Source organism: Allobosea sp. GW821-FHT10B12, from assembly GCF_059415545.1.
The window spans coordinates 351,882-364,935 of the sequence record NZ_JBWKNL010000005.1; the positions used below are offsets into that span (position 1 = coordinate 351,882).

General features: G+C 66.6%; 15 protein-coding genes. 12 read left to right on the plus strand and 3 right to left on the minus strand.

Features of this window, described 5'->3' with window-relative positions; all coding sequences use genetic code 11:
- The first annotated feature begins 84 nt into the window (after positions 1 to 84).
- From AC07O0_RS19330 to AC07O0_RS19380, 11 genes are all read left to right on the plus strand, one after another.
- Positions 85 to 585 carry a nodulation protein NolB gene (locus AC07O0_RS19330; RefSeq protein WP_494625302.1) on the plus strand — a complete coding sequence of 167 codons (501 nt, stop codon included), beginning with the start codon at positions 85 to 87 and terminating at the stop codon, positions 583 to 585.
- 93 nt (positions 586 to 678) lie between these two features.
- Positions 679 to 1,509, plus strand: a complete 831-nt coding sequence (sctJ, locus tag AC07O0_RS19335; protein ID WP_494625303.1) for a type III secretion system inner membrane ring lipoprotein SctJ — start codon at positions 679 to 681, stop codon at positions 1,507 to 1,509.
- Between the two features lie 17 nt (positions 1,510 to 1,526).
- Entirely contained in the window at positions 1,527 to 2,120 is a 594-nt protein-coding gene (locus AC07O0_RS19340; RefSeq protein WP_494625304.1) for a nodulation protein NolU, read from the plus strand.
- Positions 2,117 to 2,740 carry a type III secretion system stator protein SctL gene (gene sctL / locus AC07O0_RS19345; RefSeq protein ID WP_494625305.1) on the plus strand — a complete coding sequence of 208 codons (624 nt, stop codon included), beginning with the start codon at positions 2,117 to 2,119 and terminating at the stop codon, positions 2,738 to 2,740. Before AC07O0_RS19340 ends, sctL begins: the two co-directional genes overlap by 4 nt.
- 65 nt (positions 2,741 to 2,805) lie before the next feature.
- Positions 2,806 to 4,095, plus strand: a complete 1,290-nt coding sequence (gene sctN / locus AC07O0_RS19350; protein WP_494625306.1) for a type III secretion system ATPase SctN — start codon at positions 2,806 to 2,808, stop codon at positions 4,093 to 4,095.
- Positions 4,071 to 4,604: a hypothetical protein gene (locus tag AC07O0_RS19355; RefSeq protein ID WP_494625307.1), complete on the plus strand. Its 534-nt coding sequence runs from the start codon at positions 4,071 to 4,073 to the stop codon at positions 4,602 to 4,604. Before sctN ends, AC07O0_RS19355 begins: the two co-directional genes overlap by 25 nt.
- 230 nt (positions 4,605 to 4,834) lie before the next feature.
- Positions 4,835 to 5,713 (plus strand): type III secretion system cytoplasmic ring protein SctQ, encoded by an 879-nt coding sequence (gene sctQ, locus AC07O0_RS19360; RefSeq protein WP_494625308.1) that lies wholly within the window; start codon positions 4,835 to 4,837, stop codon positions 5,711 to 5,713.
- The gene (gene sctR, locus AC07O0_RS19365) at positions 5,706 to 6,374 is read left to right on the plus strand and encodes a type III secretion system export apparatus subunit SctR (RefSeq protein ID WP_494625309.1); all 669 of its coding nucleotides are present in this window, start codon (positions 5,706 to 5,708) and stop codon (positions 6,372 to 6,374) included. Before sctQ ends, sctR begins: the two co-directional genes overlap by 8 nt.
- A 13-nt stretch (positions 6,375 to 6,387) precedes the next feature.
- Complete coding sequence (locus AC07O0_RS19370; RefSeq protein WP_494625310.1) at positions 6,388 to 6,663, plus strand: EscS/YscS/HrcS family type III secretion system export apparatus protein; 276 nt, start codon at positions 6,388 to 6,390, stop codon at positions 6,661 to 6,663.
- 12 nt (positions 6,664 to 6,675) lie between these two features.
- Positions 6,676 to 7,497 carry a type III secretion system export apparatus subunit SctT gene (gene sctT / locus AC07O0_RS19375; protein ID WP_494625311.1) on the plus strand — a complete coding sequence of 274 codons (822 nt, stop codon included), beginning with the start codon at positions 6,676 to 6,678 and terminating at the stop codon, positions 7,495 to 7,497.
- Positions 7,494 to 8,534, plus strand: a complete 1,041-nt coding sequence (locus tag AC07O0_RS19380) for an EscU/YscU/HrcU family type III secretion system export apparatus switch protein (RefSeq protein WP_494625312.1) — start codon at positions 7,494 to 7,496, stop codon at positions 8,532 to 8,534. The genes sctT and AC07O0_RS19380 overlap by 4 nt, the downstream gene beginning before the upstream one ends.
- A gap of 4 nt (positions 8,535 to 8,538) precedes the next feature.
- Here the strand turns inward: AC07O0_RS19380 and AC07O0_RS19385 are convergent, their stop codons facing one another.
- The 3 genes from AC07O0_RS19385 to AC07O0_RS19395 form a co-directional block, all read right to left on the minus strand.
- Entirely contained in the window at positions 8,539 to 9,207 is a 669-nt protein-coding gene (locus AC07O0_RS19385; protein WP_494625313.1) for a CpaD family pilus assembly lipoprotein, read from the minus strand.
- A gap of 8 nt (positions 9,208 to 9,215) precedes the next feature.
- Positions 9,216 to 10,583 (minus strand): type II and III secretion system protein family protein, encoded by a 1,368-nt coding sequence (locus tag AC07O0_RS19390; protein ID WP_494625459.1) that lies wholly within the window; start codon positions 10,581 to 10,583, stop codon positions 9,216 to 9,218.
- Positions 10,584 to 10,778: 195 nt separating this feature from the next.
- Complete coding sequence (locus tag AC07O0_RS19395) at positions 10,779 to 11,462, minus strand: response regulator (RefSeq protein WP_494625314.1); 684 nt, start codon at positions 11,460 to 11,462, stop codon at positions 10,779 to 10,781.
- Positions 11,463 to 11,842: 380 nt separating this feature from the next.
- Between AC07O0_RS19395 and AC07O0_RS19400 the strand changes: the two genes are divergently transcribed.
- A complete protein-coding gene (locus AC07O0_RS19400; protein ID WP_494625315.1) occupies positions 11,843 to 12,967 on the plus strand; it encodes a DUF1521 domain-containing protein in 1,125 nt (374 codons plus the stop codon).
- Positions 12,968 to 13,054 lie beyond the last annotated feature (87 nt).

Below are 13,054 nucleotides of genomic sequence, written 5' to 3' on the forward strand. Positions count from 1 at the left end.
TGCGCGACCTAGTGTCCAAAGCGTTAACGAGGGGCCCGCTCGCGGTCTCTCGCCCTAACCCAAAAGAGCAAAAAGGCTTTCCATATGCTCATTGGCGCATCGGGGCTGGCTGGCCTGATCGATCACCTGCCGCAGGTCGCTCCCGCGCCTGCCATCGGGCAGCAGCTGCAGTTCGAACAGAATCTGGTTCAGCCGGCCGCGTCGGGGGATGCCGCAGTACGGCCGCAAGTCGGCGCATCGGTGCCGGTTCAGCCCTCAGCCGAAATCGCCCGCTCGCGGACCGAAACCGCATCGCTCGGCGAGCGCATCCTGGAGAATCTTTCGGCTGTGCATCGCGGCCGTGGCGCCCCTGCCAGCAGCGGTACTGAGCTGGCTTTCAAAGCACCACAGCCGGGACCGGCCGAACAGTCTCTGGCCCAGCCGAACGCGGCGAAACTGCCGATCAAGCCGGCGAGCGCCGACAATTTCGAGGCGATGATCGCCTCGCTGCAGGGCGTCTACAACAATGTCATCCAGGTCTCGCTGGTCTCCAAGAGCACCGGCAGCTTCAGTTCATCCGTCAACAAGCTGATGTCGGCGGGGTGATCCGCGATGCTAGGCCGAATGCCGCACGGGTGGATGGAAGGCGAAGGGCGGAGATCAATCCGGCCTCGACGGCGGGTCACGCTGTTCATTGCGATGACAACGGCTCTCGTGCTCGCGGGGTGCAAGGCCGACCTCTACACCAAGCTGCAGGAGCGCGAGGCCAACGAGATGCTGGCCCTGCTGCTCAACCATGGCATCGACGCCGGCCGTGTCGCCGCCAAGGACGGCACCAGCACGATCCAGGTCGAGCAGAAGCAGCTCGCCGTTGCGATCGATCTGCTGAAGGCCGAGGGCTTCCCACGACAGACCTTCAAGAATCTCGGCGAGGTCTTCAAAGGCTCTGGCCTGATCGCCTCGCCAACCGAGGAGCGCGCCCGCTATGTCTACGCATTGAGCGAAGAGCTCTCTCGCACGATCAGCGATATCGACGGCGTGCTCTCGGCCCGCATTCATGTCGTGCTGCCGAAGAACGACCTGCTCCGGCAGGACACGACGCCGTCATCGGCCTCCGTCTTCATCCGCCATGACTCGCGGGCACAGCTGAACGCGTTGCTGCCGCAGATCAAGATGCTTGTCGCCAACAGCATCGAGGGCCTGTCCTACGACAAGGTGGCCGTCGTCTTTGTCCCGGTCGAACGCACGTCCGCGGCCGGTGATGCACCGGCCGCACGCTCCGGATTGGGTGCATCTGCCCCAGCGACAGCGCGCATGCTCGGCCCGATCCCGATGAGCTGGGCCGCTGCCGGTACCGGCCTCCTCGCGGCAGTCGTCGCGCTCGGGGCGTTGCTTTACGGGCTCCTGCGCGGAAGGAGGCCGGCATCCCAGCCGCGGCCGCCATCACGCGAGCTCACCACCATCGACAGCCGGCTCGGCATCGCCGGCTCCGAGACCGAACGGAAGCCGATGATCCGCGAGGCGGCCTAGAGGCTGGAGTGCTTGCGATGTCAGCCACCGCTTCGCCTGGCCTGTCCGAGCTGATCTCGAGCATCGATCCTGCTCGCATCGCCGCCTGCCTCGATGCGTCGCTCTCCCAGGCGACGCTCGAGCGGCTCCGGGCTAGCAGCCGATTGCATGGCCGCCTCGCTCGCCTCGTCTTCGGCGACGTCGTCGAGGGCCAGGGCGACGGCCCGAGGACGGACCCGCTGTTCGGCGCGATGCCGCGGCGCGCGGCTCTGCTGGCCGGCTCCGTCTGGCATGCCCGTTCGCTCCTGAAACTGATCGCAGGAAAGGACATTGCCGTCTTCGTCGAGAGGATCGGCGACGACGTCCAGGCCTTTGGCATTCGGCATGTCGAGCGCGCAGTGTCCCCCAGCGTGATCTCCGGTTCGGGGCGGCTCGCTGAAGCAGTCGAGCAGGATGGCTATGCTTGTCTCGGCGCCTGGCTCTCGACCCTTCCGGAGGCTGATCGCCGGAACATCCTCATGCGCTTGCCACCGGGAACCCCTGCGGAACAGGCAACGACGGAAGCAGCCGTCGCCAGCGAGGTCTTCGCCGTGGTCTTGCCGCATCTGGCTGCCGAGGCGGGCAAGACATGATGTTCGACGCCGAGTCGCTGCCCGACCGGCCGACCTTCCGCCCGCTCGGCCCACTGGTGCAGGCAGAGGATATCGGACTCTGGAACGAGGCGGCCGAGGCGCGCGCAGCGGCGCAGCGGCATCTTCGGAGGGTCCGTGCCTGGGCCCGCACCGCCTATCAGCGCGAGCGCGCCCGCGGGCATGCCGAAGGGCGGGCTGCCGGCGCCGAAGAGGCGACGCGACTGGTCGCCCGCGCCGCAGCCGAGGCGGCCAGGCAAAAGGCGGTGCTCGAACGCGAGCTGCCGCATCTCGTCATGGATATCGTGCGCGATCTGCTCGGCGTTTTCGATCCCGGCGAGATGCTGATGCGCACGGTGCGGCACGCGATCGAGCAGAAATACGGTGGCGGCGAAGTCCGGCTGCATGTCGCGCCGACGCATGCCGACGCGCTCGCGCGGGAATTCGCCGGCTGTGACGGTCAGGAGGGTCGCCCCCTGGTGCGCATCGAGGCGGATCCGGCCTTGTCGGCGCAGCAATGCGTCTTGTGGAGCGAATTCGGCAATATCGATCTCGGCCTGGAGGCGCAGCTCAGGGCGCTGCGCCTCGGTTTCGGCCTGCCATCCGAGGACGAGGGCGCGTGACGATTCCGTTTCCTGCCGGCGGAGAAGCAAGCTCCGATTCGGGCCTGGAGACGGCGCTCTCTCGCTTGCGCACAACGGCTCAGCGGATCGACACCCGCGCGGTCAGGGGGCGGATCACGCGTGCCGTCGGCACGCTGATCCATGCCGTGGTGCCTGACGTCCGCATCGGCGAACTCTGCCTGCTGCAGGATCCGCGCACCGGCTGGTCGCTCGAGGCGGAGGTGGTCGGGCTGTCGCAGGACGGCGTGATGCTGACGCCGATCGGCGAGCTGCAGGGCCTGTCCAGCCGCACTGAGGTGGTCTCGACCGGACGCATGCTGGAAGTGCCGGTCGGGCCGGTCCTGCTTGGCCGGGTGGTGGACGCTTTCGGCCGGCCTCTCGACGGCAAGGACGCGCTCGCCCCAACGGAAACCCGGCCGCTGCGACGTGGCGCGCCCAATCCGATGGCGCGGCGGCTGATCGAGCGGCCGCTTTCGCTCGGGCTCCGCGCCATGGACGGACTGCTGACCTGCGGCGAGGGCCAGCGCATCGGCATCTATGGCGAGCCGGGCGGTGGCAAATCGACCTTGCTGGCGCAGATCGTCAAGGGAGCCGATGCCGATGTCGCCGTCGTCGCGCTGATCGGCGAGCGCGGCCGCGAGGTCCGCGAGTTCATCGAACGACATCTTGGCGAACAGGGGCTGCGGCGCACGGTCGTCGTGGTCGCGACCTCGGATCGCTCGGCGATGGAACGGGCGCAATGCGCTCACATGGCGACGACGGTGGCCGAGCATTTCCGCGAGCAGGGCCTGCGCGTCGTGCTCCTGATGGATTCGCTGACCCGTTTCGCCCGCGCCATGCGCGAGATCGGGCTCGCTGCCGGCGAGCCGCCGACGCGGCGCGGCTTCCCACCTTCGGTCTTCGCCATGCTGCCCGGGCTGCTCGAACGGGCGGGCATGGGCGCGAGCGGTTCGATCACGGCCTTCTATACCGTGCTGGTCGAGGGCGACGGCACCGGCGACCCGATCGCCGAGGAAACTCGCGGCATTCTCGACGGCCATGTCATCCTTTCGCGCCAGCTCGCAGCGCAGGGACATTTCCCCGCGATCGACGTGCTCATGAGCCGCAGCCGCGTGATGGACGCGGTGGTATCCGCGGCCCAGCGCAAATCCGCGACCTTCATGCGCGATCTGCTGGCCCGCCACGCCGATGCGGAGTTCCTGGTGCGTGTCGGCGAATACACGCAGGGCAGCGACCCGCTGACCGACCGTGCCATCGCCTCGATCGAAGACTTGCGCGCCTTCCTGCGTCAGGCCGAGGACGAGCACTCAACTTTCGAGGAAACGGTCGCATGGCTGTCGCGTCTAACCGCGTAAGCTCCACCCATGTCTCGGCATTGCGGCATGTGAAGGATATGCGCGAGCGCCGCGCCCTGAGCGAGTGGCAGGTCATGGAGGGCAAGCGCCGGGCAGCAGCGCTTGCCGAGGCGAGAGCACGCAACGAGTTGCTGGCCGCGCAGGCGCAGCGCTCCGCCTTCGAGAGCGAGCTCTATGCCGGGCTGATCATGTCCGATCCCTTGCAGATCGGCGAGCTCGAGCGTCGCCAGCTCACGCTCGAGCGACTTGCCGCCGTGGTCGAGCGGCGCCGCAAGGCTCTCGACGAGGCATGCGCCGCGTATCGCGCAGCGGAGGCAGTTGCGGCGGAGCGCCGGACACAGTGGGCCAGGAGCTCTGCGGTGGTGCGCAAATGGGAACTGATCGAAGGCGACGTGCAGCGAGCGAGGCATCTGCGCAGCGAGCATCTCGGCGAGATCGAGAGCGATGACGAGATTTCGCTCCGTCACCGCCGCGCCCATGCAGCGCAGCTGAGGGACAGCCGCGCTTGATCGTGCTGGCACCTGCACTGGCGCGAGCGGACCCTCTCGCCGGACCTGCGTCCGGCGAAACGGCAGACTATGCCGACTTCGTTCCGCCGCTCGCACTCTCAAGTGCCGTGGCCGGCTGGATCAACGAGGCCGTGTCCGGGCGGGCCGCGTGGTCTGCCCGTCTCGGTGACCGCGCCATCTCGCTGCAAGTGGGAAGGCTATGCTGGCAGGCGCTCCCGGCGAGCGTGGAGATGCTGGATCTTCATTGGGAGATGGGCGGGCAGGACCTCGTTCTGTCGCTGCCGGCCGGGATCGTCGCTGCGCTGCTGGCGACAGTGCAGCCCGGGCTCGCGCTGCCGACGGAGCCTGCTCGCTCTCTCGTCCTGGAGCTTGCGCTCGAACCCTTGCTTGCCAGGCTCGAGGCGCGGACCGGGCAGACGCTGCGCCTCCTTGAGGTTCGCGAGGCACAGGCGGCTGGCCCTTTGCTTGAGTTCGACATCGGCTTCGGCCCGCTTCGGGGCAAGGGGCACCTCCATCTGTTCTCGCCACTCGATGGCGTCGTGCCGCCCCCCTTTTTGGCACTTGGCTCGCTGCTCAGCCTGCTCCCGCAGCAGGCGCGCCCGCTGCCGGAGGATTTTCCTGTGATCGCCGCCGGTGAGATCGGCACGCTGCGGGTTGCGGCGGGCATCCTGCGCCGGGCGCGGCCGGGCGATGTGCTGCTGCCGCGCGAATGCCCACTGGCGCGCGGAGAGATCGCCCTCGTCGTCGGCAAGCTGTGGGTCCCGGCCGAGGTGGCCGGTGAGCGCCTTCGTCTGCGTGGCCGTTTCCGCCCGCGCCCCAATCCCGTGGAGTCCTCCCCGATGACGGCACCGACCGAGCCGGCGCAATCGCCTGCAGAGATGGATCTCGACACGATCGAGGTCACGCTGGTCTTCGAATGCGGGCGCTGGCCGATGACGCTCGGTGCGCTGCGCTCCGCCGGCGAAGGGCATGTCTTCGAACTCGGGCGCCCGCTCGACGGCCCGGTCGACATCCTGGCGAACGGCCGTCTCATCGGCCGCGGCGACATTGTCCGGGTCGGCGATACGCTCGGCATCAGGCTGCACGGCAAGCTGGCCGGTCATGCCTGAGGTTCAGCCGGGAATCCTCGCGCTTCTTGCCGTCACAGTCGGCCTAGGCCTGCTCGCCTTCGCCGTCGTGACCATGACGGCCTTCGTCAAGGTCTCGGTCGTACTGTTCCTGGTGCGCAATGCGCTCGGTGCGCAGCAGGTGCCGCCGAACATCGTTCTCTATGGCGCCGCGCTCATCCTCACCGTCTTCATCAGCGCGCCGGTCGCCGAGCAGACCTATACGCGCCTGATCGACAGCCAGCTGCGCTATCAGACGTTCGAAGACTGGCAACTTGCTGCCAGACAGGGCCAGGAACCGCTGCGCGACCATCTCAAGCGCTTCACCAGCGAGGAGCAGCGACGTTTCTTCCTGTCCTCGACCGAACAGGTCTGGCCACCGGAGATGCGCGGCCGGGCCAGTGCCGACGATCTTGTCATCCTGGTGCCGGCCTTTCTCATCTCCGAGCTGAAGCGCGCCTTCGAGATCGGCTTCCTGCTCTATCTGCCCTTCATCATCATCGATCTCGTGGTGACGACGATTCTGATGGCGATGGGCATGTCGATGGTCTCGCCGACCGTGATCTCGATCCCGTTCAAGCTCTTCCTGTTCGTGGCGATCGACGGTTGGTCGCGCCTGATGCACGGGCTGGTGCTGAGCTACACCGTGCCTGGCGGCGGATGAGGGAGGCTCCAGCGTGGACGAAGCCAGTATCCTCACCCATATGAGCCGCGCCCTGGTGATCTTCATGATCTGGGTGCTGCCGCCGCTGGTGGCGGCACTCGTCGCCGGCCTCGTCATCGGCATCATCCAGGCGGCGACCCAGATCCAGGACCAGACATTGCCGCTGACAGTGAAACTGCTGGTGATCGTCGCGGTGCTCGGCCTGTTCTCGCCGCTGCTGACGGCGCCGCTGCTGGAATACAGCAAGCAGGTCTTCACCGAATTTCCGGCGCTCACGGCGCGGCGCTGATCGGCGCCTGCCATGCCGAGCCTGTCGCCGGAGGAGATCCAGAGGCTGATCGCAGCGGCGCTCGAGCTCGTCGTCGCCGCGAGCCTCGGCTCGGCGCGCGCCATCGGCATCATGCTGATCCTGCCGGTCTTCACCCGGCCGCAGATCGGCGGGCTGATCCGCGGCGGCATCGCGGTCGCGATCGCGCTGCCGATCCTCCAGCACACGAGCGATGCGATCGCGGCGCTGGACGGCGGCACCCGCATGGTCAGGATCGCGCTGCTGGGCCTGAAGGAGGTGTTCGTCGGCCTGCTGCTCGGCACGCTGCTCAGCATTCCGCTCTGGAGCATCCAGGCGGTGGGTGAGATCATCGACACGCAGCGCGGCATCACAAGCGAGGTTGCGCCGGTCGATCCGGCGACACGCAGCCAGGCATCCGCCACCGGCCTCCTGCTCGGCATCACTGCGATCACGATCTTCGTGGTCAGCGGCGGCCTGCAGACGACGGTCGACGGCCTCTACAAGAGCTATCTGATCTGGCCCGTGACGAATTTCGCGCCGACCCTGTCGACGCAGGGCGCTATGGAACTGGTCAGCCTGCTCGACCACATCATGCGCACCATGCTGCTGGTGGCAGGGCCGGTCCTGATCTTCCTGCTGCTGATCGACCTCTCGGTCATGCTGCTCGGCCGCTTCGCGCCGCAGTTCAAGCCGAACGATCTGGCGCCGACGCTGAAGAATGTCGGCTTCGCCATCTTCATGGTCGTCTACGCCGTCTATCTCGTCGAATACATGCGCTCCGAGATCGGGCTGAGCCAGGGCGTGATCGACCAGTTCCAGAAGCTGCTGAAATGAGCGAGTCCGGCGAGGAGAAGAAGCTTCCGCCGTCGGCCAAGAAGCTCCGCGACGCGCGCAAGAAAGGCCAGGTCCCGCGCAGCCTCGACTTCGCGACCGCCGCCGGCACCTGCGCCGGGGTCGCCTGGCTCTGGTCTGAAGCCGGCGAGATCGAAGGCAAATGGAAGGAGGCGCTGCTGCTCGCCGACAAGCTGCAGCCGCTGCCGTTCGAGACCGGCATCCGGCAGGCGCTCGGCATCCTGGTGGAGCTCGCCATGGGGACCGTCTTGCCGCTTCTCGGCGTCATGGTCGGCGCCGGCATCGTGGCGAGCTTCATCGCCAATCGCGGGCTGGTGTTCTCCTTCGAGTTGGTCAAGCCGAAATTCGAGAATATCAATCCGGTCGAAGGCATGAAGCGGATCTTCAGCCTGCGCTCGCTGATCGAGCTGGCGAAGACGCTGTTCAAGGCGGTCGTCCTCGGACTCACCTTCCTCTTCGTGATCATCGGGATGTGGAAGACGCTGGTCTATCTGCCGGTCTGCGGCATGGGCTGTGTCGGCTTCGTGGTCGGGACCGAGGCCAAGCTGCTGATGGGCATCGCGGCGGCCGCTTTCCTCGCTGCGGGCATGCTCGACCTCTTGACCCAGCGCTGGCTGTTCATGCGCGAGATGCGCATGACCGAGACCGAAGCCAAGCGCGAGTTCAAGGAGCAGGAGGGCAATCCCCAGCTTAAGGGCGAGCATCGCCGCCTGCGCCAGGAGGCAGCGAACCTGCCACCGCTGGGCATGCGGCGCGCCACGTTGGTGCTGCGCGGGCGGGCTGCCCTAGTCGGCCTGCGCTATGTGCGGGGCGAGACCGGCGTGCCCATCGTCGTCTGCCGTGGCAAGGGCGACGGCGCCGAGCGGCTGCTGTCAGAAGCGCGCGAGCTGCGTGTCAGCGTCGTCGACGACGATGGCCTGGCGCGCCTGCTGCTACGCAAGGCCAAGCTCGGCCAGGCGATTCCGTCGCAGTATTTCCAGGTCGTGGCGAAGGCGCTCTACGCGGCCGGGCAGGTTTGAACGACTAGCGTGTCGTCGCCGTGCCGCCAGCCGCAGCAGGGCTGCCTGTCGGCGAGGCCGTGCCACCGCCCGTTTGCGAGCGGTTGCCGCCGGCTCCGGCAGAAAAGCTGCGGTAGGTTGCGACCGGGATCGCGGCCCTGTCGCCCTGGCCCGCGACCACCGCGTCATTGCCGAGCAGATGGCGAGGGTTCGCCACCGTCAGTGCCAGACTCGCCCGTACGGAGCAGCCGAGCGTCTGGTCGAAGGCATTGTCCTCGACCGAGGGGCCGACGATGTGGAGCGAGGGACAGACCGGCGGAAGCGCCCTGTAGGCGACGACCACGACTCGGGCCCGGAAGCGGCCGAGCCGGTCGGCCTGGCCGGCGAACTGGCGGATATTGTCGGGATCGACGCCGAAGCGGCGGGCCAGGCGGGCAACGCCTGTGCGCAAGGACGGACTGTCGCTGGTGATCTCGACATGGACCCCGTCGCGTGCATCGCGCCGCGTCGTCGCGATCAGGTCGGCGAGCCGCCGGCCTTCGGCCCCTCCGAGCGAGTTGAGCAGCAGGACGTTATTCTCGGGCTCGACCAGGATCGCCTGTGCGGTCGGCTCGTAATAGGTCGGAAGGCTGCTGTTGCAGCCGCCGAGCGCCGCGCCGCAAAGCAGCACGCCGAGGAGGTGTCGCAGGGCCATCGCTGTCCTCATTCGATGATGAAGCCGGCTTCGCCGGTGGCGCCCGGGACGGTGGTCGCCGGGGCGCGCCGGCCGCGCGGCGGCTTCGCCAGGGTGTTGGTGAGGGTGCGCTGCGAATCGGTGGGCGGCGCGATCCGGTCTGTGGGGGCGCCGATCGCGTTCGGGCCCGCCGCCGGCCGCACGATGAAGGGGGTGACGATGATGATCAGCTCGGTCTCCTCCTTCTGGAAGGCGGAGGAGCGGAAAAGCACGCCGAGCACCGGCAGGTCGCCAAGCCAGGGGAAGGCGCTGACATTCGTGCTGAAGTTGCGGCGGATCAGCCCGCCGATGGCAAAGCTCTGGCCGCTGCCGAGCTCGACCACGGTGTCGGCCCGCCTTGTCGACAATGCCGGCACGGAGATGCCGTTGATGGTGACCGCCCCCTGCGCCGAGAGCTCGCTGACTTCCGGCTTCACCCGGACATTGATCAGGTTGTTGTTGAGAACGGTCGGCACGAATTCCAGGCTGACGCCGAAGCGCCGGAACTCGACAGTGACCTGCTGATTGCCTTGCGAGACCGGGATCGGGAATTCGCCGCCAGCCAGGAAGCTGGCCGATTCGCCCGAGATCGCCGTCAGGCTGGGTTCGGCGAGGATCGAGACCAGCCGCTCATTGGCGAGCGCGTCGATAACGGCGCTGATGCTGGTATTGCCGGCGTTGAAGCCGAGGCCGATCGTGCCGCCGCCCTGCGAGGCGCCGCTGCCGGTGCCGGTCCCCCGCAGCACGCCGAAGCTGAAATTCCCGCTCTGGATCGATGCATTCAGGTTGACGCCGAGCGCCTTCATCGCGCTGCGCGAGACCTCGGCGACCCGCACATGCAGGTTGACCTGCAGCGAGCCTGCGACCTTGATCTTGTTGACGATGATCGCACCGGCGCCGAGGAATTGCTCGGTCACGGATTTCGCGGTGTCGACGACATCGGCGCTCGGGGCCGTGCCGCTGAGGATGGCGCCGCGCGGCGTATAGCTGACGCGAATCGGATGGTCACCGACCTGCGAGCGCAGCAGCTCGCGCAGATCCTCGATCGGCTGGGTGACGATGACCTGGTACTCGGCCAGCGCCTGCCCGGCCTCGTTCAGCGCGAACAGGCTGGTCCGGCCCGACTTCTTGCCGAAGACGAAGATCGTCTTGCTCGACGGCGCCTGGAAATCGGCGATGGTCGGGTCGGCGACGAAAATGCTCGAAGCTGTCTGCGAAAGCTGGATCGTCTCACCGCGCGACGAGGTGAGACTGAGCGTGCCGCGCTGGCTTTCCGGCGCCGTTTGCGGGGCCTGCTGCCGGGCATCGGGGTTCGCCGGCCGCGCCGAGGTCGGCTCGCGCCTGGCGGATTGCGACATTGCGGCATGGGGCAGCAGCAACACCGCCGCGCAGAGAGCGGCGGCGATCGGAGTCGACAGGATCGATCTCACGACAGGTCTTCCAGCATCGATCGGGCAATCCGCGTGCGCTTTGCTCGGCAAGGTCCGGCCATCATGTCAGGCAGAGGCCGATGTCATCCGCGTGACGTCGGCAAGGTTGGTTGCGGGAGCGATTCAGAGCGAGCTCTCGCTGAGCTCGAGCACATAGCCAATGCCGCGGGCGGTCCGGATGCGCAGAGTGGCGCCCGACTGGCTGAGATGGGAGCGCAGCCGGTAGATGCCGACCTCGAGCGCGTTGGTGGAGACCTCGTCGCCGAAACTATAGAGGCTGTCCTCCAGCGCGCCACGCGGGACGACACGGCCGACGCGGTTCAGCAGGAATTCGAGAATGCAGGTCTCGCGCCGCGCGATCTTCATCGGCGTGCCCGCGATCGAGGCCTGACGGCCGACGGGATCGAAGCTCAGATTGCCAACGGAAATGATCGGGTCTGTCATCTGGTTCGACCGCCGCAGGACAGCCCGCATGCGGGCGATGAGTTCGTCTGTGGAGAGCGGCTTGGGCAGGAAATCGTCGGCGCCGCCGTTGAAGATATCGATCCGCCTCTGGATGTCGTTGTGGCCGCTCATCACCATGGCGGGCGTGGAGTGGCCATTGCGGCGCAGCTGCTTCAGCCAGCCGAGCCCGTCGCCGTCCGGCAGGCCGAGGTCGAGCAGCAGGATGTCATAGCTGGCGCATCCGAACGCGGCGGACGCCTCGTCCAGCGTATAGGTCACGTCTACGGCAAAACCGTTGTCCGAAAGCGCACCTTTCACAGTGGAGGCTAAATCGGCATGATCTTCTATCACCAAAGTACGCATCCTCGCCTCTTATTTAAATATTTTTAAGTAGATTATGTATCGCATGGTCATTATGACAGTTTGCTGACGGCCAATAACTTGGCTGACTAAGCGATTATTTAGAAATTCAAAACAAAAAAGAAACTCTATCCCATGACGGAACCTTTCTGAGTTTTAAAGGTTGCGTGTCTCTGTGCGTGGCGCTGCGGGCTGAAACGCCGATGGCTCCGCCGACGATCGCCGAGCCCGGCAGTCGGGATTCTTTTAAAAAAGCTCCCCGAACCCGTCAGCTTCACGAAAGCTCAGCTCCCTAAGGTCGCAGCGTGGTTGGCGGTGCGATGCTCTCGGCGTGACCCAAGCATGCGCTGCTCGCAAGGTTACGAAGCAAAAGGAGCGCGACCATGAACGGCATTCCCAGCTGGGGTTACATCCCGGTAGCTCTTCCCTTCCCGGGCCTCGTCGGCGGCGCTTCGGGCGGGCAGCCCGCAAGCGACCCCTTCGCTGCGCCGCAGCAGGCGGGAGGCAATGATTTCCTTAGCAGCGTGCGCTCGGCCACCACTTCGGCCGACAAGCGCGATCTGATCGACGCCTATGCCGCCGGCTTCATCGCCGCCACCCGCGGCAATGGCAGCAATGGCGCGCCGGGCAACGGTGCGTCCAACGCGCCCACCTATATGCCGAGCACGCCGACCCCCGGCCTGCCCGCGCTCCCGACCAGCCAGACCAGCCCGGTTTCGGGCGTCCCGACCATGGCCGGCGTCGAGCAGGCCCGCCGCGAGGCCTTCGCCGGCGTGATGGAGGGCTTCCAGCACTTCGCCGGGCTGATCGAGGAATCAAACATTCCCGAGCAGGCCAAGAACCAGATGCTCGATGGCCTCGCCGGCCTGATGTCGCAATTCGCCGGCCTCGCCAATATCGGCGCTGGCAATGGTGGACAGCTGCCGCAACTGCCGCGGCCGAACCTGCCGACGCCGGGCAATGGTGGTTCGAACGGCGGGGGCTCGAATAGCGGCGCCTCGGATGTCTGGACGCACGAGAAGAAGGATGATGGCTCCGCCCAGATCCGCCTCGGCGACAAGTACACGATCGACCTCAAGGAGGGCGATCAGTCCTTCACCGTGCGCAACAACGAGACCGGCGCCGTCACCCGCGTCTGGGGTGATCCCCATGTCGACAAGGACGGCGATGGCAAGAACGATTTCGACTTCAAGGAGAACATGACGTTCCAGCTCGACGACGGCACCAAGATCACCGTCAACACCGTCGATGCCGGCAATGGCACCTCCTTCTCCTCGGGCCTGACCATCACCAATGGCAACAACGCCATCCAGGTGACCGGTCTCGCCGGCGACAAGGACGGCAAGAACAATCTCGAGGTCATCCAGTCGAATGCCGGCACGACGCTGGACCAGCTCACGGCCGATGGCGCGCAGATCATCTACGAGCGCGGCAAGGACTGGGTCGGCGCCAACGGTCAGAGCATCAATCAGGCTGCGATCGACGCCGCCGAGCAACGCTACAGCTGACGGCTCCAACAAAGGTCGCCGACTTGCTTGACGAATGCAGGCGCTCGTGCGCCTGCATTTCCAATTACACTTTGATTATCGGTATAT